This window comes from Streptomyces sp. NPDC050617 (assembly GCF_040654795.1).
Taxonomy (GTDB): domain Bacteria; phylum Actinomycetota; class Actinomycetes; order Streptomycetales; family Streptomycetaceae; genus Streptomyces.
This window is the reverse complement of record NZ_JBFAIS010000014.1, coordinates 66,321-88,695: the sequence shown is the minus strand read 5'-3', so window position 1 is coordinate 88,695 and position 22,375 is coordinate 66,321. Positions and strand designations below refer to the sequence as shown.

Genomic DNA, 22,375 nt, shown 5'->3' with positions numbered 1-22,375 from the left:
GGGGTTCTAGAGGTCCTGCTGCCGCCGCGCCCCGTCGCTCACCTTGATCATGACGGCGATGAGCAGCCAGTTCGCGACCATGGACGAGCCGCCCTGGGCCAGGAACGGGAGGGCCTTGCCGGTCAGCGGCATCAGGCCGGTGACGCCGCCCGCCACCACGAAGACCTGGAGGGCGAGGACGACGGCGAGGCCGAGGGAGAGCAGCTTGCCGAAGGGGTCGTTGGCGAGGAGGGAGGTGCGCAGGCCGCGCTGGATGAGGAGCGCGTAGAGCACGATCACGGCCATGGTGCCGGCCAGCCCCAGCTCCTCGCCGACGCTGGTCAGGATGAAGTCGGAGCGGCCCGCGAACTGGATCAGCTCCGGGTGGCCGAGGCCCAGGCCCGTACCGCTGACGCCGCCGGAGCCGAAGCTGAACAGCGCCTGCGCGGCCTGGTCGGAGACGAGGCCCGGGGGCCGCTGGTCCACCGGCAGGTAGATGTCGAAGGGGTGCAGCCAGGCGACGATGCGGCCCTTGACGTGCGGTTCCATCGAACCGACCGCGAACGCGCCGACCGCGGCCATCAGCACGCCGCAGACCACCCAGCTGGTGCGCTCGGTGGCGGCGTAGAGCATCACCACGAACAGGCCGAAGAAGATCAGCGAGGTGCCCAGGTCGCGCTCGAAGACGAGGACGAGCAGGCTGATGATCCAGATCGTGACGATCGGGCCGAGCTGCCGGCCCGGCGGCAGCCGCATGCCCAGGAAGCGCCGGCCCGTCAGGGTGAGCGCGTCCCGGTGCGTGACGAGGTACCCGGCGAAGAAGATCGCGATCATGACCTTCACGAACTCGCCCGGCTGGAACGTGAGCGCCCCCAGGTGCACCCACCGCTTCGCGCCGTAGGAGTCGCCCGGGAACATCGCCGGGGCGATGAGCAGCACCAGCGCCGCCGCCATGGTCACGTAGATATAGCGCTGGAGCCGCCGGTAGTCCTTCAGGACCGCGATCACCGCGATGGCCACACCGACGCCGACGACCGTCCACACCAGCTGGCCCGGCGCCATCGCGCCGGAGTGCCACCGCTCCTTGTAGGAGTGGTCCAGCCGGTGGATGAGGACCAGCCCGAGGCCGTTCAGCAGCATCGCCAGCGGCAGGATCAGCGGATCGGCGCGCGCCGCGAACCGGCGCACCGCGATATGCGCCACCAGCGAGCAGCACGCCTGCGAGGCCACGAAACCGGCCAGCCCGTCGGGGAGCTCGCCGGTCAGCCCGAGCCCCGCGTCGGTGTAGCCGAAGGTGACGATGAACAGGACGAAGACCAGCAGCAGCGCCTCGGTGCGCCGCGGGCTCCCGGCCACGGACGCGGCGCGCCATCTGCCGCCGTGGGCCTCCTCGCCGGGGCCGGTGAGGGTGGTCGCCCCGCCGGTGTCGGTCACGGCCAGGGGCTCGGTGCTCCGTCCACGCACGGGCGTCCTCCCGGTTCAGGCGGTGGTACGGCCCGCGGGGACCACGTCCGTACGGGCTGATCCGATCATCTCGGACCGCGACTGAAGAGAACCTGAGGTTCCTGAAGGCGCGTTCAGGAACGCGGGCCCCGCCGGTCCGCCGCGCCGGTCGGGAAGACGGCCGCCAGCCGCGCCCCGGATCCGCCGTCCGGCGCGGGCTCGACGCGCAGCGTCCCGCCGTGCGCCTGGGCGATCTCACGGGCGATGGCGAGCCCCAGCCCGGTGCCGCCGCTGCCCCGGTCGCGGGCCGGATGCAGCCGGGTGAAGCGCTCGAAGACCCGCTCCGCGGACTCCGGCGGGATGCCGGGCCCGTCGTCGGTCACCCGCAGCGACGCCTCGTCGGCCGCCGGGTCCAGGGCCGCGGAGATCCGTACGGCGGACCGCGCGTACCGCAGGGCGTTGTCGACGAGGTTGGCCAGCAGCCGCTCCAGCTGCGCGTGGTCGCCCCGCACCGGCACCGGTTCGTCGGCGGCGAGCGTGATGGGCACCCGCGGCGAGCGGCGCCGCGCGATCTCCTCGGCGGCCAGCAGCGCCAGGTCCACCGCCTGGTCCGGGCGGTGCACCCGCGCGTCGAGCCGGGCGAGCAGCAGCAGGTCCGTGATGATCCGCTGGAGCCGGTCGGCGTCGCCGAGCGCCTGCCGTACGGACGCGGCGAGCCGCGCGTCGCTGGAGCCGGCGAGCGACACCTCCAGCTCCGCGCGGAGCGCCGCGACCGGGTTGCGCAGCTCGTGCGAGGCGTCGGCGACGAACTGCCGCTGCCGCCCGACCGACTGCTCCAGCCGGTCGAGGGTCGCGTTGACGGTCCGCGCGAGCCGCGCGATCTCGTCGCCGCTGTCCGGGTCCGGGACCCGGCGGTCCAGTTCGCGGGCGGTGACGGCGGCCAGCTCGCCGCGGATGGCGGCGACCGGGCGCAGCGCGAGCCCGGTCACCCCCCAGGCGATGCCGACGGTCAGGGCCATCAGCAGGGGCGCGCCGATCAGCAGGGTCAGGGCGAGGGCGCTGGTGGCGTTGGAGACGTCGTTGAGGACGGTGATGCCGTAGACGTAGCGGTCGCCGCGCGGGGAGGGGGCCCGTACGACGACGGCCACGCTGCGCTGCCCGCCGGCGGCCTTCGCGCAGCACAGGACGCGGCTCGCGGAGTCCTGCCCGGCGGGTGGGCGGAAGCCGGCGAGGCCCGCGGCGCGGGACGCGGGGTCGGGGCCGGTGCCCGCGAGCACCTGCCCGCGCGGGCCCAGGACGAAGACGGAGTCGACGCCGCCGTCGGGTTGGGCGAGACCGGCCGAGGAGCGCCCGTCGCCGGGCTCGGGGCCGAGTCCGGCGGCGGTCTTGCGGGCGGCCAGCTCGGTGCGTTCGGCGGCGTTGTCGAGGAGGTTGTGGCGCAGCACGAGATAGAGCCAGCCGCCCCCGGCGGCCAGGATGACGGCCATGGTGAGGGCCGCGGCGGCGGTGGCGCGGGCCCGTACGGTGCGGGGGACAAGCCGGTGCAGCCGGCGGCGCGGACGGTCAGCCGTCATCGGGCGTCACCCGGTAGCCGACGCCCCGCACGGTGCGGATGGAGCGGCGGGCGAACGGGGTGTCGATCTTCTTGCGGAGCGAGCTGATGTAGACCTCGACGATATTGGGGTCGATGTCGCCGGGGGCGTCCCACACCTCGTGCAGGATGTCCGCCTTGGGGACCGCCTGGCCGTTGCCGGCCATCAGGCAGGACAGCACGGCGAGTTCGCGGGTGGTCAGCTCGATCTCCCGGGTGCCGCGCCGGCAGGCGCGCGCGGCGACGTCCAGGACCAGGTCGCCGGCCTGGAGGGTGGTGGGCCGCTCTCGGCCGGCCCGGCGGCCGAGCGCCCGCAGCCGGGCCAGCAGGACCACGAAGGAGAAGGGCTTGGCGAGGTAGTCGTCGGCCCCCGCGTCGAGCCCCTCGGCCTCGTCGTACTCGCCGTCCTTCGCGGTGAGCATGAGGATCGGCGTACGGTCCTTGAGCCGCCGCAGCCGCCCGCAGACCTCGTAGCCGTCGAGGCCGGGCAGCATCACGTCGAGGACGAGCGCGTCGTACCCCTGGGCCAGGGCCAGTTCCAGGCCGCGCCGCCCGTCGTGCGCGACGTCCACCCAGTGGCCGGCCGCGGCCAGCCCCCGCCGCAGGGTGTCGGCCAGCCGCTCTTCGTCCTCGACCACCAGAATGCGCACCCGCAAAGACTACATTTGCGCCTTCCCCCGCCCCACGGCCGCCGGGGCGGGGGCCTCCGGGGCGCGGGCGGCGGGCACCACGACGGGGGAGCCGTCGCCGGGGGCCGCGAGGACGTCGGCGTCGATGCCGTACAGCGTTCGTACCAGCGCGGCGTCCACGACCTCCCGCGAGGGGCCGTCGGCGACGATCTCGCCGTCGCGCATGGCGACGATGACGTCGGCGTAGCGGGCGGCGCTCATCAGGTCGTGCAGCACCATCACGACGGTGCGGCCCGCGGCGGCCACCGAGCGGACGAGCTCCAGGACCTCGACGGCGTGGCCGAGGTCGAGGGCGCTGGTCGGCTCGTCGAGGAGGACGAGGGGGGTCTCCTGGGCGAGGACCATGGCGAGCCAGCAGCGCTGGCGCTGGCCGCCGGAGAGCCGGTCGAGGCGGCGGCCGGCCAGTTCGGTGGTGCCGGTGGCCTCCAGGGCGGCGCGCACCGCCCGCTCGTCCTCGCGGGACCACTGGCGGAACAGCCCCTGGTGGGGGTGGCGCCCGTACCGTACGAGCCCGGCGACGGTGACGGCCTCGGGGGCCTGCGGGGCCTGCGGCAGCAGCGAGACGAGGTGGGCGGCGCGGCGCTGGCCGAGCTGCCAGATGTCGGCGCCGCCGACGCTGACCGTGCCGGCCCGGGGCTGGTGCAGCCGGGCGATGGTGCGCAGCAGGGTGGACTTGCCGCAGCCGTTGGGGCCGACGATGGCGACGACGCGGCCGGCCGGCACGGTGAGGTCGACGCCGCGGACGGCGAGGTGTCCGGGGTAGCCCGCCTCGACCCGCTCGACGACGAGGTCGTGGGTTCTCTCAGCCACGGTCATGCCTTTCTGGAGGAGCGGCGGGAGGGCTTCGGGGCCCGCGAGCGGCCGTCGCCGCTGATCAGGACCCACAGCAGGAACGGCCCGCCGAGGACGCTGGTGACCACGCCCACCGGGATCTCGACGGGGGCGATGACGCGGCCGAGCGCGTCGGCGGCGGCGATGAGCCCCGCGCCCACCAGCGCGGAGCCCACGATGGGCACCCGGGTGGGGCCGCAGAGGCGGCCCGCGAGGATGGGGGAGGCGAGCGCCACGAAGGCGATGGGGCCGCCGATGCCCACCGCGACGCCGGCCAGCGCGACGGCGAGGGCCAGGGTGAGGCCGCGTACGAGCCGGATGTTGACGCCCAGGGCGGCGGCCATGTCGTCGTCGAACCGCATGACGTCCAGGCGGCGGCCGGCGACGAGGGCGAGCGGGATGAGCACGACGAGGCAGAGCAGCAGCGGCCGCCCGACGGTGTAGTCGCGGCCGTTGAGGCTGCCGACGCTCCACAGGAAGACGCCGCCCGCGGTGTTCTCGTTCTGCCGCGACATCACGAGGTCGGTGACGGCGCCGACGAGGGTGGACACGCCGATGCCGACGACCAGGACGCGGTAGCCGCGGGTGCCCGCGCCGCCCGCGCAGGCGACCACGACGACGGCGGCGGCGACCGCGCCGAGCGGGCCGAGCCACCAGTCGCCGACCATCGCGGTCGAGCTGCCCACGACGGAGGCGACGACGGCGGCGGTCGCGCCCTCGTTGACGCCGATGATGTCGGGGGTGGCGAGCCGGTTGCCGGCCAGCGTCTGGGTGAGGCAGCCGGAGACGCCGAGGGCCGCGCCGACCATCAGCCCGACCAGGATGCGCGGCAGCCGGAAGTCCTGGATCAGCATCACGCTCATCCGGTCGCCTGTGCCGAGCAGCCCGCCGAGGGTGTCGGCGGGGCTCAGCCCGGTCGAGCTGGCGAACGTCGCGAGGGCGACGACGACGGCGATGACGAGGGCGAGTCCGACGGAGACGAGCGCGGTGCGGCGCGGGAAGAGCCAGGAGAGGGTGCCGGTGCGCAGCACGACGCTGTCGGGCGGGGTGAGGGGCGCGTCGGCGTGCGGTTCGCTCCCGTCTTCGGTCATGCGCTCGGTCAGGCGCTCGGTCATGCGGAGGCTCCCGACGCGCCGAGGCCGCTCATCCGGTTCGACCGGGCGATCCAGATGAGCAGCGGCCCGCCGAGGAGTGCGAGCAGCACGCTGACGGGGGTCTCCCAGGGGCGGATGACGACGCGCGCCAGGATGTCGGCGGCGATCATCACGTCGGCTCCGATGAGGGCGGAGAGCAGGAGTTGGGGCGCCATGCGGGGGCCGGTCACGGTGCGCGCCGCGTACGGGGCGAGCAGCCCGAGGAAGGCGATGGGCCCGGCGAGCGCGACGGCGGCGCCCGCGAGGAGGGTGACCGCGCCGGCCACCACCAGGCGGATGCGGCCGGGGTGGTGGCCGAGCGCGCGGGCGGAGTCGTCGCCGAGGGCGAGGGCGCCGAGCGGGCGGGCGGCGCCGAGCGCGACGAGGAGGCCGACGGCGACGAGCGGGGCCATGGTGAGCGCGGTGGAGGTCTCGATGCCGGCGAGCGAGCCGATGGTCCAGTAGCGGTACTCGTCGAAGGTGGACTTGGTGCCCAGGAGCACGTACGAGGTCGCGCCGTGGAAGGTGGCGCCGAGCGCCGAGCCGGCCAGGACGAGCCGGAGCGGCGAGGCGCCGGCGCCGCGGCCGGAGGCGGCGAGCAGCAGGACGACGGCGCTGGCGGCGAGCCCGCCGGCCAGGGCCCAGACGAGCATCGCGTACGAGGAGCCGGCGCCGAAGTAGGTGAGGCCGACGACGACGCCGAGGGCCGCGCCGGAGTTGACGCCCAGGAGGCCGGTCTCGGCGAGCGGGTTGCGGGTGACGGCCTGGAGGAGGGCGCCGGCGGTGCCGAGGGCGGTGCCGACGAGGACGGCGGCTATGGTGCGCGGCACGCGTACGTCGACGACGGCCAGGTGGAGTTGGGCGTCGGCGCGGGCGGCCCGGTCGCCGAGGAGGAAGTCGAGGGCGCGGCCCATCGGTTCGCCGCCGGTGCCGATGAGCAGCGAGAGCAGGGCGAGGACGAGGAGCGCCGCGGTGAGCGCGAGGGCCGTCCAGCGGACCCGGCCGCGCGAGCCGTCGGATATCGGGGGCTCGGCATCGGGTGGCGCGGGGATCTGGGCCCCGCCCTCTTGCGCAACCAGCATGAGGTTAGCCTAACCTAATGCATGGTGGGGTCTCGGGCGGGTTGTGCCGACGCGTCCGACGCTCTGCCATGCCCTCGTGTCCCACGAGGTGTTGTCCGGTTTTCACGCCTGTCGAACAACCCGCAACGCCCCAGAAATGTTGTCCCCAGAGCTCGGAGATCCACACATGTCCTCGCCCCGTTCCTCGCGCACCCGGCTGACCGCCGCCACCGCGATCGCCCTCGCCGCCGCGCTCTCCCTCACCGCCTGCGGTTCGGACGGCAAGGACACGAAGGACAGCGCGAAGGCGGACGGCGCCAAGGGCGATGTCCGACGGGTCACCGACGTGACCGGCGCGCAGGTGGAGGTGCCGAAGGCCCCCAAGAAGGTCGTCGTGCTCAGCGAGATGGACCTCGACAGCTCGCTCGCGCTCGGCGTGAAGCCGGCCGGCCTCACCGCGGGCCGCGGCCAGCAGGGCGCCCCGGAGTACCTCAAGGACAAGGCGCAGGGGATTCCGGTGGTCGGCGCGGTGACCGGGCCGGACGTGGAGAAGGTCCTGGCGGCCCAGCCGGACGTCATTCTGGCGGGCCAGATCAGCGACCGCCAGGTGCTCACGCAGATGCGGCAAATCGCGCCGACGGTCGTGACGATCGGCAAGGACAAGGACTGGAAGTCCGCGCTCTCCCTCACCGGGAAGATCCTGAACAAGGAAGCCGACGCGAAGAAGTTCCTCGCGGACTACGACAAGAAGGCCGGCGAGGTGAAGAAGGCGATCGGCGCGAACGCCGGCAAGACGGTCAGCGTCGCCCGCTACTCCGGGAAGGGCACGGCCGTCATGCAGCAGGGCGTCTTCGTCAGCGATGTGCTGAAGGACCTCGGCTTCAAGCGCCCCGGCATCCAGAACCAGAAGGGCGCGGGCCACTCCACGCCGATCAGCGACGAGGACATCAAGCAGATCGACGCGGACTGGCTGTTCATCGGCACCCTCGCGGCCAAGGGCAAGGACGCGGACCTGTTCGCGGCGCTGAAGAAGAAGCCGGCGTACCAGCAGCTGGGCGCGGTCAAGGACGGTCACCTCACCGAGATCGACGGCTCGAAGTGGACGAGCCTGGGCGGCCCGCTGGCCGCGATGTCGGTGCTGGACGACATCCAGAAGGCCATGGCCAAGTGAGCTGAGAGCGAAGCGGGTTGGGGGGAGTGGTGGACGCCGGCCGATGCGACGCTCGCCACTCCTCACCAGGCTCGGAGGCGTGTTAGGTTAGCCTTACCTAACTTCCAGGAGGGGATTCCGTCGTGCAGCAGCCAGAACTCGCCGGACGCGTCGCGCTGGTCACCGGCGCCGGACAGGGCATAGGCGAGGCGGTCGTCCGCGCACTGATCGAACGCGGCGCCAAGGTCGCGGCCCTCGACGCGACCCCCGACGGCATCAAGGCGCTCGAAACCGAATTCGGCGCCGCCCGCGTCACCGCCCACCTCGCCGACGTCACCGACAGCGCCGCCGTCGAACGCGTCATGGACGACGTGGAACGCGCCGCCGGCCCCCTGGACATCCTCGTCAACGTCGCCGGAGTGCTGCACACCGCGCCCGTCGTCGACCTCACCGACGAGGACTGGAACGCCACCTTCGCCGTCAACACCACCGGCGTCTTCAACACCTCCCGCGCCGCCGCCCGCCGCATGAGCGAGCGCCGCGCCGGCTGCATGGTCACCGTCGGCTCCAACGCCGCCGGCGTCCCCCGCACCAGCATGGCCGCCTACGCCGCCTCCAAGGCCGCCGCCACCATGTTCACCAAGTGCCTCGGGCTGGAGCTCGCCCGCAGCGGCATCCGCTGCAACGTCGTCTCGCCCGGCTCCACCGACACCGCCATGCAGCGCAACATGTGGACCGACCCGCAGGCCCCGCTGCGCGTCATCGACGGAGACCCCTCCACCTACCGCGTCGGCATCCCCCTCGGCCGCATCGCCGAACCCTCCGACATCGCCGACGCCGTGGCCTTCCTCGTCTCCGACCGGGCCCGCCACATCACCATGCACGACCTCTACGTCGACGGCGGCGCGACGCTGCGGGCCTGACACGCCGTGATACCCGCCCGGCCGCTCCCCGCGGCCCCCGCGCACGACCGGCCCCCGGCGCAGCCCGAGCCCGGCCGGCCCCGCGCACACCCCGCACCGACGCCGCCGGAGCCCACCGGCCCCGCCGCGGCGAGCACCACCCCCACCCCAGCCGGCGCCACGAGCGCCGGAGAGACGGAGCACCAGGTGACCAGGGCGCATGACGTCGCCGAGCGTCCGATACCCGGCACCGCCGGCGGCACCGCCCGCCCGGCGGACCCGGAGCCCTCGGGCCCCGCCCCCGAGAGCGCGAACCGCCCGGCGGACGCCGCGGCCCCGGCCGCCGCCCGGCCGGCGACCCGCACCGCCGCCCCCGGCGCCGACACCGTCGGCGCGGCCACCGGCCTCCTCGACGCCTACGCCCCCGGCGACGCCCGCTTCTTCGCCTCCCCGACCCGGACCCTGCTCACCCACGGCATACGGGCCGACGTACCCCACGACGAGCGGCCGCTGGCCCGCCGCGTCGCCGAGACGCTCGAAGCCCGGCGCGCCGCGGGCGACCCCGCGCCCATCGTCGTCGGCGCCGTCCCCTTCGACCAGGACGCGCCCGCCGCCCTCGCCGTGCCCGAGCGGGCCCGCTGGGCGCCGCCGCTCGCCGAGGACCCGCTGATCGCGCTCCCCGCCGCCGCCCCCGAGGCCGCCCGCTGGGAGATCCGCCCCATCCCCGAGCCCGCCGCGTACGGCGCCGCCGTCGCCGAGGCCGTACGCCGCATGCGCCGCGGCGACTTCAGCAAGGTCGTGCTCGCCCGCACCCTCGAACTCACCGCGCCCGGCGACCCCCACGCGCCGGACCTCCCCGGCCTCCTCCAGCGCCTGGCCCGCCGCGACCCCACCGGCTACACCTTCGCCGTGCCCACCGGCCCCGGCCGCACCCTCCTCGGCGCCAGCCCCGAACTCCTCGTCTCCCGCCGCGGCCACCGCCTCGTCGCCAACCCCCTCGCCGGTTCCGTGCCGCGCAGCGCCGACCTCGCCGAGGACGTACGCCGCGCCGCGGCCCTCCTGGAGTCCGCGAAGGACCTGCACGAGCACGCCGTCGTCGTCGACGCCGTACGCGAGGCCCTCGACCCGTACTGCGAGCGCCTGGACGTACCCGCGCAGCCCACCCTCGTCCGCACCGCCGCCATGTGGCACCTGTCCACCACCGTCAGCGGCCGGCTCGCCGAACCCCGCGCCTCCGCGCTGGAACTGGCCTGCGCCCTGCACCCCACCCCCGCCGTCTGCGGCACCCCCACCGGCACCGCCCGCGACGTCATCCGCGAACTCGAACCCTTCGACCGCGGCATGTACAGCGGCGTCGTCGGCTGGGGCAACGCCGAGGGCGACGGCGAATGGGTCGTCACCATCCGCTGCGCCGAGGCCGACCGGGGGGCACTGCGCCTCTACGCGGGTGCGGGTATCGTCGCAGCGTCCACGCCGGAAGCGGAGACCGCCGAGACCGGCGCCAAGTTCCGTACCTTCCTGCACGCCGTGGGGGCAGACCAGTGACCCTCGAAACACCCGAAGTCACTCCCGAGACACCCGCCATACCCGACGCGCCGACCTGGCCCGCCGACTACGCGGAGCGCTACCGCGCCGCAGGCTACTGGCGCGGCGAGACCTTCGGCTCCATGCTGCGCGAGCGCGCGCTGAACCACCCCGACCGGGTGGCGATCGTCGACCCCGCCGGCGACGGCCGCCGCTGGACGTACGGGGAGCTCGACGAGCGCGCCGACCGGCTCGCCGCCGGGTTCCTCGCCCGCGGCATCGCCAAGGGCGACCGCGTGGTCGTCCAGCTCCCCAACGTCGCCGAGTTCTTCGAGACGGTCTTCGCGCTGTTCCGCATCGGCGCGCTGCCCGTCTTCGCGCTGCCCGCCCACCGCGAGAGCGAGATCCGCTACTTCTGCGAGTTCACCGAGGCCGTCGCCTACGTCATCCCCGACGTCAACGGCGGCTTCGACCACCGCGAGCTGGCGGCGAAGGTACGCGCCCAGGTCCCCACCCTGCGCGACGTGTTCGTGGTGGGGGACCCCGGCGAGCACAGCGGGCACACCGCGCTCGCCGACGTGGCGCGCGAACCCGTCGCCGTCGAGAACGGGCCCCGCCCCGACGACCTCGCCTTCCTCCAGCTCTCCGGCGGCTCCACCGGCGTGCCCAAGCTCATCCCGCGCACCCACGACGACTACATGTACTCGCTCTGGGGCTCCAACGAGATCTGCGCCGTCGACCGGGACAGCGTCTACCTCTGCGCGCTGCCCGCCGCCCACAACTTCCCCCTCAGCTCGCCCGGCACGCTCGGCGCCCTCTACGCCGGCGCCCGCGTCGTCCTCGCCCCGCAGCCCAGCCCCGACGTCGCGTTCCCGCTCATCGAGCGCGAACGCGTCACGATCACCGGCGTGGTGCCGCCCCTCGCGCTCGTGTGGACCGAGGCCGCCGCCACCACCTCCTGCGACCTCAGCAGCCTCGACGTGCTGCTGGTGGGCGGCGCGAAATTCAGCGAGGAGGCCGCCCGGCGCGTCGGGCCCGCCATCGGCTGCACCCTCCAGCAGGTCTTCGGCATGGCGGAGGGGCTGGTCAACTACACCCGGCTGGACGACCCCGACGAGATCATCGTCACCACCCAGGGCCGCCCGATCTCCCCCGACGACGAGATCCGGGTCGTCGACGACGAGGACAACGACCTCCCCGTCGGCGCGACCGGCCACCTGCTGACCCGCGGCCCGTACACCATCCGCGGCTACTGGCGGGCCCCCGCCCACAACGCCAAGTCCTTCACCCGCGACGGCTTCTACCGCACCGGCGACGTGGTGCGCCTGACCGAGGACGGCTACCTCGTCGTCGAGGGCCGGGCCAAGGACCAGATCAACCGCGGCGGCGAGAAGGTCGCCGCCGAGGAGATCGAGAACCACATCCTCGCCCACCCCGCCGTCCACGACGTGGCCATCGTGTCCATGCCCGACGACTACCTCGGCGAGCGGACCTGTGCGTACGTCGTCCTGCGCGACGGCGCCGAACCGCTGCGGCCCGTCGCCGTGAAGAAGTTCGTACGGGAGCGCGGACTCGCCGCCTACAAGGTCCCCGACCGCGTCGAGTTCGTCGACGCCTTCCCGCAGACCGGCATCGGCAAGATCTCCAAGAAGGACCTGCGCGCCGCCATCGCCGAGCAGCTCAGAGCGCAGACCGCCACGCGCTGAGCACCGGCCGGGCGCCCGCTCCGCACAGCGGGCCGGGCGCCCCGCTCCACCGCAGCGCACGACCCAGCACCTGAAAGGCACCCCATGGCACTGCCGGCCATCGCCCCCTACCCGATGCCCACCGCGGCCGACCTCCCGGCCAACCGCGTCCAGTGGACCGTCGACCCCGACCGCGCCGTCCTGCTCGTCCACGACCTGCAGAACTACTTCCTCGACGCCTTCACCGCCGACGCGTCCCCGGTCACCGAACTCCTCGCGGGCGTCGAACGGCTGACGAAGGAGAGCCGCGAGCGCGGCGTCCCCGTCGTCTACAGCGCCCAGCCCGGCGGCCAGACCCCGGCCGAGCGCGGCCTCCAGCAGGACTTCTGGGGCCCCGGCCTGCCCGACGACGAGCGCCTCAAGGCCGTCGCCGAGCGCGTCGCGCCGCAGGACGGCGACACGGTGCTGACCAAGTGGAAGTACAGCGCGTTCGTCCGCACCGACCTCGCCGAGCGGATGGCCGCACAGGGCCGCGACCAGCTCATCGTCGTCGGCGTGTACGCGCACATCGGGGTGCTGATGAGCGCCTGCGACGCGTGGATGCGCGACATCCAGGCGTTCCTCGTCGCCGACGCCGTGGCCGACTTCTCCGAGGCCGACCACCACATGGCGCTGCGCTGGGCCGCCGCCAAGTGCGCCGTCGTCACCACCGCCGACCGCATCTTCGAAGGACGCTGACCCCCATGGCGCTCACCATCCAGCAGATCCGGGACGACGTGGCCGACGTGCTCGGCGAGGACCCCGCCGACATCCCCGACGACGAGAACCTCGTCGACTACGGCCTCGACTCCGTCCGCATCATGACCCTCATCGAGCGCTGGCGCCGCGACCACGGCGCCGAGGTCACCTTCGCCGACCTTGCCGAGGCGCCGGGGATCGACCGCTGGTGGGCGCTGCTGGGGGAGCCGGCATGACCGTACGCACCCCCGAACGGACCGAGGCCGAGGCCGCCGCCCCCGAGCCCGCGGGGCTCGCCCTCACCGCGGCCCAGGCGGGCATGTGGTTCGCCCAGGCCCTCGACCCCGACAGCCCCGCACAGAACACCGCCGAGTGCATCGAGATCCACGGCCCCATCGACCCGGCGCTGTTCGCGCGGGCCCTGCGCCGCACCGCCGACGAGGCCGAGGCGCTGTGCGTACGGCTCGTGGAGACGGCAGAGGGGCCCCGCCAACTGCCGCTGGCCTTCGGACCCGTGGACCACACGATCACGCCCGTCCCCCTCGCCGCACCCGCCGCGGGCACCACCGCGCCCGGCGCCTCGGACGCGTTCCTCGGACTGCCCGCGGGCGCGCCGAGCACGCCGCGCGACGCCGAACTCCCCTTCCCCCTGCGGGTCTTCGACGCCCGCGACGAGGCCGACCCCGACGCCGCAGCGCGCGCCTGGATGCGCGCCGACCTCGATGTCCCCTTCGATCTCGCCGCCGGGCCCCTCTTCGCCCACGCCCTCTTCCGCGTGGCCGACGACCGCTGGCTCTGGTACCAGCGCGTCCACCACGCCGTCATGGACGGCTACGGCTACTCCCTCCTCGCCCGCCGCGTCGCCGAGACCTTCACCGCCCTCGCCGCCGGCGAGGACCCCGGCCCCAGCCCCTTCGGGCGCCTCGCCGAACTCGTCGCCGACGACGCCGAATACCGTGGCTCCGACGCGTACGAGAAGGACCGCGCCCACTGGTCCGAGGCGTTCGCGGACCGCCCCGAGGCCCCCTCGCCGGCCGGCCGCACCGCGCTGCCCTCGCGCACCTTCCTGCGCCGCACCGCCCACCTCGCCCCCGACGCGACCGAACGGCTCCGCGCCTTCGCCACCGCCGTGCGGGCCACCTGGCCGGACGTCCTGCTCGCCGCGCAGGCCCTGTGCACCGCGCGCACCACCGGCGCCGGCGAGGTCGTCCTCGGCCTGCCGATGATGGGCCGCATGGGCTCCGTCGCGCTGCGCATCCCCGGCATGGTCATGAACGTCCTGCCGCTGCGGCTGACCGTCGGCCCCGACGCCACCCTGGCCCAGCTCACCCGCCAGGTCGTCCTCGCCATCCGGGCCGCCCGCCGCCACCAGCGCTACCGCTACGAGGACATCCGCCGCGACCTCGGCCTCCTCGGCGAGGGCCGGGCCCTGGTCGGACCGCTCGTCAACGTCATGCCCTTCGACTACGCGCTGACCTTCGCGGGCGCGCGATCGGACGCCCACAACCTCTCCGCCGGCCCCGTCGACGACCTCACCGTCAACGTCTACGACCGCACCGACGGCCGCGGCCTGCGCATCGACTACGACGGCAACCCCGCCCTCTACACCGAGGACGAACTCGCCGTCCACCAGGGCCGCTTCCTCGACCTGATGGCCCGTATCGCGGACAGCGACCCGGACACCCCGCTCGCCGCGTTCCCGCTCGCCACCGCGGAGGAGCGCGAGCAGATCCTCGGCGAGTTCAACGACACCGCCGTGGCCGTGCCGCCGACCACCCTCATCGGGCCCATCGAGTCCCGCGCGGCCCGCACCCCCGGCGCCACCGCCCTCGTGTACGGCGACGAATCGCTCACGTACAGCGAGCTGAACTCCCGCGCCAACCGCCTCGCCCGCCGCCTCGCGGCCCTCGGCGTCGGCCCCGGCAGCCTCGCCGCCGTCGCCGTGCCGCGCTCCGTCGACCTGGTGGTCGCGCTCCTCGCCGTCCTCAAGGTCGGCGGCGCCTACCTGCCGCTCGACCCGGACTACCCGGCCGACCGGCTCGCCTACACCCTCGACGACGCCGCGCCGGTCTGCGTCCTCACCGACGCCGCCACGCGCCCCGCGCTGCCGCCCACCGAGCTGCCCGTCCTCGTCCTCGACGACCCGGCGCTGCGCGCGGAGCTCGCCGAGTGCGCCGCCACCGACCCCGGCCGCGCCCTCACCCCGCAGCACCCCGCGTACGTCATCTACACCTCCGGCTCCACCGGCCGCCCCAAGGGCGTCGTCGTCCCGCACTCCGCGATCGACAACCGGCTGCGCTGGATGCAGGCCGAGTACCGGCTCGCCCCCGACGACCGGGTCCTCCAGAAGACCCCGTCCGGATTCGACGTCTCCGTCTGGGAGTTCTTCTGGCCGCTGCGCGTCGGCGCGACCCTCGTCCTCGCCGAGCCCGGCGGCCACCAGGACCCCGCCTATCTCGCCCGTACGATCCGCGAACAGCGCATCACCACCGCGCACTTCGTGCCCTCCATGCTCCAGGTCTTCCTGACCGAGCCCGCCGCGGTGGAATGCACCAGTCTGCGCCGCGTCTTCTGCAGCGGCGAGGCGCTGCCGCGCGAGAGCGCCGACCAGTTCCACACCGTGCTGCCCGGCGTGCCGCTGCACAATCTGTACGGGCCGACGGAGGCCGCGGTCGACGTCACGTACCACGCCTGCGCGCCGGGCGAGGAAGGGCCCGTGCCCATCGGCAGACCCGTCTGGAACACCCGGCTCTACGTCCTGGACGCCGCCCGCGGCCTCTGCCCGCCCGGCGTCCCCGGCGAACTGCACCTGGCGGGCACCCAGCTCGCCACGGGCTACCTCGGCCGCCCCGACCTGACCGCCGAGCGGTTCACCGCCGACCCCTTCGGCGCGCCCGGCGAGGTCATGTACGCGACCGGCGACCTCGCCCGCTGGCGCGCCGACGGCAGCGTCGAATACCTCGGCCGCACCGACCACCAGGTCAAGCTGCGCGGCCTGCGCATCGAACTCGGCGAGATCGAGGCGGTGCTGAGCGCCGACCCGTCCATCGCCGCGGCGTGCGTCCTGGTCCGCGAGGACACCCCCGGCGACCAGCGCCTGGTGGGCTATGTGACTCCGGCCTCGGTGGATGCCGCCGCCGAGGCCGGCCCGCACGGCGCTGTGGACACAGCGGCGCTGCGCGACCGGCTGGCCGCCCGGCTGCCCGACTACATGGTGCCCAGCGCCCTCCTCGTACTCGACGGCTTCCCGCTCAGCGCCAACGGCAAGCTGGACCGGGGCGCGCTGCCCGCCCCCGAGATCGCCGCCACCGACGGGCGCGCGCCCCGCGACCACCGCGAGGAGACCCTGACCCGGCTCTTCGCCGAAGCGCTCGCGCTGCCCCGCGTCGGCGTCGACGACAGCTTCTTCGACCTCGGCGGCAACTCCCTGCTCGCCGCCCGCCTCGTCGCCCGGGTCCGCGACACCCTCGGCGCGAAGCTCGCCATCGGCGCGCTCTTCCAGGCCCCCACCCCGGCCGCGCTCGCCGAGCGGCTGCACGAGGCGGGCGACGCCGAACAGGCCCTGGACGTCGTGCTGCCGCTGCGCGAGCGCGGCGGCCGGCCCCCGCTGTTCGTCGTGCACCCGGCGGGCGGCATCAGCTGGTGCTACTCCGGTCTCCTCGCCCACCTCGGCCCCGACCAGCCGGTGTACGGGCTCCAGGCGCGCGGCCTCACCCCCGACACGGCCGCCGGCGAACTCCCCGCCACCATGGACGAGATGGCCGAGGACTACCTCGCCCGCATCCGCGAGGTACGGCCGCACGGCCCGTACCGGCTGCTGGGCTGGTCGGTGGGCGGTGTCATCGCGCACACCGTCGCCGTGCGGCTCCAGGAGGAGGGCGAGGAGGTCGAGCTGCTCGCCCTGCTCGACGCCTACCCGTCCGACCAGTGGCGCGGGCGGGCCGGGCCCAAGGAGGCGGACGCGCTCGGCGCGCTGCTGCGCATGGCCGGGTTCGAGTTCGACGCCTCCGGGACGCTCACCCGCGAGCAGGTCACCACCACGCTGCGCACCGAGGGCAGCGCGCTGGCCAGCCTCTCCGACCACACCCTGACGGCCGTCGTCGACATCGTCGTCAACAACGCCACCCTGATGCGGGAGCACCGCCACCGCGTCTTCGACGGTGACATGCTCTTCTTCACCGCCACGGCGCCGCGCGCCGAGGACTGGCTGACGAGGGAGGCGTGGCGGCCGTACGTCACCGGCGCCCTGCTCAACCGCGACATCGACTGCCTGCACCCGCAGATGACGCAGCCGGGCCCGATCGCCGAGGTCGCGGAGGCGGTGGCCGGGTACCTGGGGGAGCGGGGCTGATCCCCGCGGTGCGCCGAGGCGTCACCCGTACGGACCGGCGTGCCGTACGGAACGGCCGCCTCCGGCCCATCCTGGAAGCGGAGCGGTCGGCCGCCGGGCCCGCGCGGGCCCGGCGGCCCGCACACCGACGGAAGGGTCACGCCATGAGCCCCAAGACCTCGACGAAGACGGGCGGCGGCGCCTCGGGCGGCAGGGTCCGGGAGCTGGCGACGCCGGGCCGCGTCGTGCTGCTGGTGATCGCGGTCCTCGCGCTCGTCTTCGTCTTCGAGAACACCCGCCAGGTCAAGATCCGGCTGCTGCTGCCCGAGGTGACGGTCCCGCTGTGGATCGCGCTGGCCGTGATGCTGGTGGTCGGCTGGCTGGTGGGCCGCTACGTCACCTTCGGCCGCCGCAAGTAGCGCCCCCGACGCGTCAGTTCACCGCGCCCACGGGCTCGTCGGCGGTGCGCCGGAACTCGGCGCGGGCCAGTGAGGTCAGCGTGCGCAGGGCCGAGGTGGGCTGACGGTCCTTGTGCAGCACGAGATAGACGCCGAGGACCGGGCGGGAGGTCCACGGCAGCGCGGTGAGCCGGCCGCGGCGGATCTCGTCGGCGACCGTGGTGCGCGGCAGCAGCGCCACGCCCAGGCCCGCCTCGGCGCACCGCTTGAGCGCCTCCGTGCTGACGAACTCCATCGTCGCGGGGCGCACCGCGGCCTTCTTCAGCTCCCGGTCCATCACCTCGCGCTGGGCGCAGCCCTTCTCGATGAGCAGCAGCGTCTCGTCCGCCAGATCCGCGGTCCGGACGACCTCGCGCCGCGCCAGGTGGTGGTCCGGCCCGGCGACCAGGCGCAGCGCCTCCTCGGCCAGCCGGTCGGCGGTCACCATGGGCCCGCTCACCTCCTCCTCCAGGAGGAAACCGGCGTCGAGGTAGCCCTCGCCGAGCGAGGTCATCAGCGAGGTCCGGTTCGCCGGGCCGAACGCCACCTGGAGCAGGGGGAAGCTGTTCTTCAGCGCGCGCAGCACCGGCGGCAGGCGGTGCGCGCACAGGCTCTCGGGGGCGGCGATGCGCAGCGTGCCGCGCACCCGCCCCGGATCGCCGCCCGCCCGCTGCACCGCCTCCGTGGCCTGCTCGGCGTAGTTCAGGAGGTTCTGGGCGTGGTTGCGCAGCTCGCGGCCCGCGTCCGTGAGCACCACCCGGCGGCCGAGCCGGTCGAAGAGCGGGAGGCCCAGGTCGCGCTCCAGGGCCTTGATGTGCGCGGTGACGCTGGACTGCACATAGCCCAGCTCCTGGGCGGCGCCGGTGAAGTTCAACCGCTGGGCCACCACGACGAAGGTCGAGAGATGCTTCAACTCCACCCAGCGATCGTATTCTCGAATGGAAGCCATCGCAATCGTTCGTTGGACGCGATTGACGCGAGCCGTGAAACTGCTGGCATGCACCCATCCAGCACACAGCGCCGCCGGGGCTCCGCCGGCGGCGAGAGCACCGGCCTGGCCGGACGGGACTTCCTGCTGCTGCTCGCCGCGACGGTGGGGACCTTCTCCAACTACGCGCCGCTGCTGTCGGTCGCGCCGCTCTGGTCCGCCCAGGGGGGTTCCGGGAACGCCGGAGTGGGCGCCGTGACCGGCGTGACGATGGCGACGACCGTGGGGGTGCAGCTGTGCATGAGATGGCTGCTGCGGCGGCTGAGCCTGCGTCAGGTCCTGATGGCCGGCGCGCTGCTGCTGGGGCTGCCCACCTTCGCGTACCCCGTCTCGACCGGGCTGGCCTGGGCGCTGGCGGTCTCGGCCGTGCGGGGCGTCGGCTTCGGCATGGTCGCTGTGGCCGGCAGCGCGCTGGTGGCCGAACTGGTCCCGGCGCACGCCAGGGGCCGGGCCGTCGGCTGGTACGGCGTCGCCGTCGGCCTTCCCCAGGTGCTCTGCCTGCCGCTGGGCGTATGGCTCGCCGAGCACGTCGGCTTCACCCCGGTCTTCCTCGCCGCCGGCGCGCTCAGCGTGCTGGCCGCGGCGGCGGTCCGGGCGATGCGGCCCGGCCCCGGGGAGTCGGGCGGCGAGGGGAGCACCGCGGCCGCCTCGGTGCCGCTGCGGCCCCTCGGCCGGCCCTTCACGGTCCTGATCACCTCCGCCTGCGCGCTGGGCGGCGTGACGACGTTCCTCCCGCTGGCGCTCAGCGACTCCTCGGCCGCGCCCGTCGCGCTGTTCCTGCTCTCCGGCGCCATCGTCGTCGGGCGCTGGGCGGCGGGCGTCTTCAGCGACCGAAGGGGCACCGGACGGCTGCTCGTGCCCAGCGTGCTGGCCTGCGTCGTGGGCATGGGCGGCTTCGGGCTGGCCACCGCGGGGCCCGGCGACGGGGCGGTGCTCTCCGCCGCGGCGGCCTCCGTCTACGGCCTGGGCTTCGGCGCCCTGCAGAATGACACCCTCGTGATCATGTTCCGGCGGGCCGGGCCCCGCGGCCACGGAGCGGCCAGCACCGCGTGGAACATGGCCTACGACGCCGGGACGGGGATCGGCGCCGTGGCCGTCGGACTCACCTCGCACGCCCTGGGGGTGGACGGCTCCTTCACGGCCGCCGCGGTCCTGATCCTCCTCGCCGCCCCGCTCGCACTGCGCGACGCGCGCACCGAGCACCGCATCGCCCAGCTGTCGCCCGACGAGATCCAGGCCGAGGCCCCGACCCACGCGCCGCAGTGAGCCGGGGTGGCCAAAACACGACGGGCGTCCTTGTACGGCGCCAGACCCTCCAACGATCATTGCCCACTCCATAGAAGAGAAGGTGGACCCTTCATGGTGAACAGCTCCCCTCCGTCCCGCTCGCAGGGGTCCTTCCGCCACGCCGGCGCCGCGGACGTGTTCGTGGACCTCAGCCACGAGATCGTCTCCGGCGCGACGGCCTATCCGGGGATGCCGCAGCCGGTGCTCACGGACCACATCTCCCGCGAGCAGTCGCGCGAGATGTACGACCCGGGGACCGAGTTCCACCTGGGCAAGATCTGTATGGTCGGCCAGACCGGCACCTACATGGACGTCCCCTTCCACCGCTTCGCGGACGGCTATGACCTCACCGCCCTGGACCTGGCCCGCGTCGCCGGCGTGCCCGTCACCCTGGTCGAGACGGACAAGCAGACCATCGGGCCGGAGTGCTTCGCCGAGGCCGACCTGCGCGGCCGGGCCGTGCTGATCAGGACCGGCTGGTCGCGGCACTGGGCCACGGACACCTACGAGAACGGCGAGCACCCCCACCTGTCCGCCGAGGCCGCGGCGCTGCTCGCCGAGGCCGACCCGGCGCTGGTGGGAATCGACTCCCTCAACATCGACGCCACACACATACGCGAACGTCCGGCGCACACGGAACTGCTCGGCGCGGGCATCCCGCTGGTCGAGCACCTCACCAACCTCTCCCTCGTACCGGAGCAGGGTGGAAGATTCACCGCCGTTCCCATCAAGGTCGCCGGCCTCGGCACCTTCCCCGTGCGCGCCTTCCTTGGATACTCCCGATGGGCCTGACGTCGTCGGGCCCCTGACGAGAGCGGGGCAATGGCCAACCTTCAGCAGCTCAGGACGTTGGATTCCGTACGCTGCCACGGCGGAATCCATGCCGCGGCCAAGGCATTGCACTTATCCCCGTCCGCGGTGTCCCAGCAGATCAAGGCGCTGAGCTCGGAGTGCGGGTTTCCGCTGGTGGAGCCTGAGGGGCGCGGCATCCGGCTGACGGACAGCGGTTCGGTGATCGCCCAGGTCGCCTCGAAGATCGCCGATCTGTGGGAGACGTCCGTCTCGGAGCACCAGGAGCACGGGGCGACGCCGCCGCGCGGCAAACCGTGCGTGAGACTCGGCGCCTTCCCCTCGGCGATGGGCAACTGCGTGCTCCCGGCTCTCGGAGTCGGGAGCGGCCTCCCGTTCAGCCTCGAACTGTATGAGACGAGCCCGCACGAGGGGCGCGACCTCGTGCAGGCCGGCAGCCTGGACGCCGCGATCTCCATACAGGAGGCGACCGAACCGGAGGACGTGCGCTTCCGCACGGTGCCGCTGCGGCACGAGTCCTTCGTGCTCGTCGGCCCGCCGAAACTGCTGTCCTCCGCGGTCCGTTCGGGCTCGGACTCGCTGTCCGCCTACCCCTGGGTGCTGCCGCGCGTCGGCTCGGACTGCGACCGCCTCGTCACCTCGCACTTCGCGCGCCACGGCATCCTGACCCGGACGGTCGGCCGCACCGACGACTGGGCGCTGGCGCAGGAGATGGCCGTGGCCCTGCGAGCCATCGTCTACGTCCCGTCCTCGGCGCTGGTGCGGCGGGACGGGCTGACCCGGTCGGTGGACGTCGCCGGCATTCCGGCCCCGGCGCGGACCATCGTGCTGGTGGCCAAGTCGTCGGCCGCGGTGACGAGTTGGTTTCTCATCCTGCGGCAGCGCCTCAAGCGCGCGTACTCGCGCACCTCGGCCCTCGCGCACAGCAGCTGAGGACCTGTCACGAATTCCGCAGGCGCACCAGGCCCTGGTACTCGTCCTTGAGTTTCCAGTCCGGGTCCGGCGGGGCGTGGTGGGGGCGGGGGACATGGTCCGAGTACTGCCCCACGCGCACGTCGTGCAGGTAACGGGGGCAATTCTCGAATACCTGCCGCACCCGCACCTCGACCACGGCGTCCGCCTCCGGGAACGAGGCGAGCAGCCCGCTGTCCGTCGATACGTCGGCCGTGCCGTTCACGCGCAGTTTGATCGGCTTGTCGTAGTCGATGAAGAGCATGCCGATCCGGGGGTTGTCGAGAATGTTGCCCAGGCTCCGGAACATGCCGTTTCCGTCGTAGCTGGGAAAGCGGAGCAGTCCGGGATGGGGTACCTGGACGAATCCGGGCAGGCCGCCCTTGTAGGAGCAGTCGGGGTAACCGTCGGCGTCGGCCGTCGCCAAGTAGAAGCAGTCCGCCCGTCGCAGCATCGCGGCCGCGGTCTCGTCCAGATAATCGGTCACATATTTTCCGGCGATGTGGTCCGCGAGCCGTCGCGTACGCAGGGTTTCCTGCATGCGCAACGCCCCTTCGCGGTAGAAGGGCCGTTCCGTCATCAATGCCTCCCCTGTCCGTTGTGCGTGCCGGCGCGGAAATCGTTCCGCCTGGGCCCGCTGACACGGGAATCGTTCCGCCGCTCCGGCCGTCCCGCAATGATTGTTCAATCTCTCGGGATGATGGCTTATGTCAGCGGTGCGTGACACGCGCAGCCGCCGCATCAAGCGGAATGATTGATTCACCCCACGAATACGCCGCATCGGCAGGCTGGGCCGCGACCGCCGCCCATGATCGCGGCTAGTGGATCATTCTCATCTTCTGATGT

Annotated in this window: 19 protein-coding genes; 11 read left to right on the top strand and 8 right to left on the bottom strand. The window is 73.8% G+C overall.

Features of this window, described 5'->3' with window-relative positions:
• Positions 1-6: 6 nt before the first annotated feature.
• The 6 genes from AB0I49_RS19880 to AB0I49_RS19855 all read right to left on the bottom strand — a co-directional run bounded on the left by AB0I49_RS19880 (position 7) and on the right by AB0I49_RS19855 (position 6,748).
• Entirely contained in the window at positions 7-1,335 is a 1,329-nt protein-coding gene (locus AB0I49_RS19880; RefSeq protein ID WP_363228417.1) for an FtsW/RodA/SpoVE family cell cycle protein, read from the bottom strand.
• Between the two features lie 221 nt (positions 1,336-1,556).
• On the bottom strand, positions 1,557-2,996 hold the full coding sequence (locus tag AB0I49_RS19875) for a HAMP domain-containing sensor histidine kinase (RefSeq protein WP_363228305.1): 1,440 nt from the start codon (positions 2,994-2,996) through the stop codon (positions 1,557-1,559).
• Positions 2,986-3,663 carry a response regulator transcription factor gene (locus AB0I49_RS19870; protein WP_363228304.1) on the bottom strand — a complete coding sequence of 226 codons (678 nt, stop codon included), beginning with the start codon at positions 3,661-3,663 and terminating at the stop codon, positions 2,986-2,988. Before AB0I49_RS19870 ends, AB0I49_RS19875 begins: the two co-directional genes overlap by 11 nt.
• Before the next feature lie 9 nt (positions 3,664-3,672).
• Positions 3,673-4,512: an ABC transporter ATP-binding protein gene (locus tag AB0I49_RS19865; RefSeq protein WP_363228303.1), complete on the bottom strand. Its 840-nt coding sequence runs from the start codon at positions 4,510-4,512 to the stop codon at positions 3,673-3,675.
• A gap of 2 nt (positions 4,513-4,514) precedes the next feature.
• Complete coding sequence (locus AB0I49_RS19860; RefSeq protein WP_363228416.1) at positions 4,515-5,624, bottom strand: iron ABC transporter permease; 1,110 nt, start codon at positions 5,622-5,624, stop codon at positions 4,515-4,517.
• A 20-nt stretch (positions 5,625-5,644) separates the two neighbouring features.
• The gene (locus tag AB0I49_RS19855) at positions 5,645-6,748 is read right to left on the bottom strand and encodes an iron ABC transporter permease (protein WP_363228302.1); all 1,104 of its coding nucleotides are present in this window, start codon (positions 6,746-6,748) and stop codon (positions 5,645-5,647) included.
• Between the two features lie 166 nt (positions 6,749-6,914).
• Between AB0I49_RS19855 and AB0I49_RS19850 the strand changes: the two genes are divergently transcribed.
• The 8 genes from AB0I49_RS19850 to AB0I49_RS19815 all read left to right on the top strand — a co-directional run bounded on the left by AB0I49_RS19850 (position 6,915) and on the right by AB0I49_RS19815 (position 17,475).
• On the top strand, positions 6,915-7,898 hold the full coding sequence (locus AB0I49_RS19850; RefSeq protein ID WP_363228301.1) for an iron-siderophore ABC transporter substrate-binding protein: 984 nt from the start codon (positions 6,915-6,917) through the stop codon (positions 7,896-7,898).
• Between the two features lie 122 nt (positions 7,899-8,020).
• A complete protein-coding gene (locus AB0I49_RS19845; RefSeq protein WP_363228300.1) occupies positions 8,021-8,800 on the top strand; it encodes a 2,3-dihydro-2,3-dihydroxybenzoate dehydrogenase in 780 nt (259 codons plus the stop codon).
• 186 nt (positions 8,801-8,986) lie between these two features.
• Positions 8,987-10,324: an isochorismate synthase DhbC gene (gene dhbC / locus AB0I49_RS19840; RefSeq protein WP_363228299.1), complete on the top strand. Its 1,338-nt coding sequence runs from the start codon at positions 8,987-8,989 to the stop codon at positions 10,322-10,324.
• On the top strand, positions 10,321-12,009 hold the full coding sequence (locus AB0I49_RS19835) for a (2,3-dihydroxybenzoyl)adenylate synthase (protein ID WP_363228298.1): 1,689 nt from the start codon (positions 10,321-10,323) through the stop codon (positions 12,007-12,009). Before dhbC ends, AB0I49_RS19835 begins: the two co-directional genes overlap by 4 nt.
• An 84-nt stretch (positions 12,010-12,093) precedes the next feature.
• Complete coding sequence (locus AB0I49_RS19830) at positions 12,094-12,726, top strand: isochorismatase family protein (protein WP_363129292.1); 633 nt, start codon at positions 12,094-12,096, stop codon at positions 12,724-12,726.
• Positions 12,727-12,731: 5 nt separating this feature from the next.
• Entirely contained in the window at positions 12,732-12,962 is a 231-nt protein-coding gene (locus AB0I49_RS19825) for a phosphopantetheine-binding protein (protein ID WP_363129291.1), read from the top strand.
• A complete protein-coding gene (locus tag AB0I49_RS19820) occupies positions 12,959-17,077 on the top strand; it encodes an amino acid adenylation domain-containing protein (protein ID WP_363228297.1) in 4,119 nt (1,372 codons plus the stop codon). Before AB0I49_RS19825 ends, AB0I49_RS19820 begins: the two co-directional genes overlap by 4 nt.
• A 143-nt stretch (positions 17,078-17,220) precedes the next feature.
• Positions 17,221-17,475: a DUF1049 domain-containing protein gene (locus AB0I49_RS19815; protein ID WP_363228296.1), complete on the top strand. Its 255-nt coding sequence runs from the start codon at positions 17,221-17,223 to the stop codon at positions 17,473-17,475.
• A 13-nt stretch (positions 17,476-17,488) separates the two neighbouring features.
• Here AB0I49_RS19815 and AB0I49_RS19810 read toward each other — a convergent pair whose 3' ends face one another.
• Entirely contained in the window at positions 17,489-18,412 is a 924-nt protein-coding gene (locus AB0I49_RS19810; protein WP_363228295.1) for a LysR family transcriptional regulator, read from the bottom strand.
• 78 nt (positions 18,413-18,490) lie between these two features.
• Here AB0I49_RS19810 and AB0I49_RS19805 point away from each other — a divergent pair, with 78 nt between their 5' ends.
• The 3 genes from AB0I49_RS19805 to AB0I49_RS19795 all read left to right on the top strand — a co-directional run bounded on the left by AB0I49_RS19805 (position 18,491) and on the right by AB0I49_RS19795 (position 21,511).
• Positions 18,491-19,747, top strand: coding sequence for an MFS transporter (locus AB0I49_RS19805; protein WP_363228294.1), 1,257 nt, complete (start codon positions 18,491-18,493; stop codon positions 19,745-19,747).
• A 93-nt stretch (positions 19,748-19,840) separates the two neighbouring features.
• Positions 19,841-20,560: a cyclase family protein gene (locus AB0I49_RS19800; RefSeq protein WP_363228293.1), complete on the top strand. Its 720-nt coding sequence runs from the start codon at positions 19,841-19,843 to the stop codon at positions 20,558-20,560.
• 30 nt (positions 20,561-20,590) lie between these two features.
• The gene (locus AB0I49_RS19795; RefSeq protein ID WP_363228292.1) at positions 20,591-21,511 is read left to right on the top strand and encodes a LysR family transcriptional regulator; all 921 of its coding nucleotides are present in this window, start codon (positions 20,591-20,593) and stop codon (positions 21,509-21,511) included.
• A gap of 7 nt (positions 21,512-21,518) precedes the next feature.
• On the opposite strand, the gene AB0I49_RS19790 is transcribed toward AB0I49_RS19795, so the two are convergent.
• Positions 21,519-22,109, bottom strand: coding sequence for a pyridoxamine 5'-phosphate oxidase family protein (locus AB0I49_RS19790; protein WP_363228291.1), 591 nt, complete (start codon positions 22,107-22,109; stop codon positions 21,519-21,521).
• Positions 22,110-22,375: the final 266 nt, after the last annotated feature.

What these genes read in the sequence shown, in the direction of transcription:
- AB0I49_RS19875 (WP_363228305.1), bottom strand. Translation starts at nt 2,996, where the DNA reads ATGACGGCTGACCGTCCGCGCCGCCGGCTGCACCGGCTTGTCCCCCGC.
- AB0I49_RS19860 (WP_363228416.1), bottom strand. Translation starts at nt 5,624, where the DNA reads ATGACCGAAGACGGGAGCGAACCGCACGCCGACGCGCCCCTCACCCCG.
- AB0I49_RS19855 (WP_363228302.1), bottom strand. Translation starts at nt 6,748, where the DNA reads ATGCTGGTTGCGCAAGAGGGCGGGGCCCAGATCCCCGCGCCACCCGAT.
- AB0I49_RS19850 (WP_363228301.1), top strand. Translation starts at nt 6,915, where the DNA reads ATGTCCTCGCCCCGTTCCTCGCGCACCCGGCTGACCGCCGCCACCGCG.
- AB0I49_RS19830 (WP_363129292.1), top strand. Translation starts at nt 12,094, where the DNA reads ATGGCACTGCCGGCCATCGCCCCCTACCCGATGCCCACCGCGGCCGAC.
- AB0I49_RS19825 (WP_363129291.1), top strand. Translation starts at nt 12,732, where the DNA reads ATGGCGCTCACCATCCAGCAGATCCGGGACGACGTGGCCGACGTGCTC.
- AB0I49_RS19820 (WP_363228297.1), top strand. Translation starts at nt 12,959, where the DNA reads ATGACCGTACGCACCCCCGAACGGACCGAGGCCGAGGCCGCCGCCCCC.
- AB0I49_RS19815 (WP_363228296.1), top strand. Translation starts at nt 17,221, where the DNA reads ATGAGCCCCAAGACCTCGACGAAGACGGGCGGCGGCGCCTCGGGCGGC.
- AB0I49_RS19805 (WP_363228294.1), top strand. Translation starts at nt 18,491, where the DNA reads ATGCACCCATCCAGCACACAGCGCCGCCGGGGCTCCGCCGGCGGCGAG.
- AB0I49_RS19800 (WP_363228293.1), top strand. Translation starts at nt 19,841, where the DNA reads ATGGTGAACAGCTCCCCTCCGTCCCGCTCGCAGGGGTCCTTCCGCCAC.
- AB0I49_RS19795 (WP_363228292.1), top strand. Translation starts at nt 20,591, where the DNA reads ATGGCCAACCTTCAGCAGCTCAGGACGTTGGATTCCGTACGCTGCCAC.
- AB0I49_RS19790 (WP_363228291.1), bottom strand. Translation starts at nt 22,109, where the DNA reads ATGACGGAACGGCCCTTCTACCGCGAAGGGGCGTTGCGCATGCAGGAA.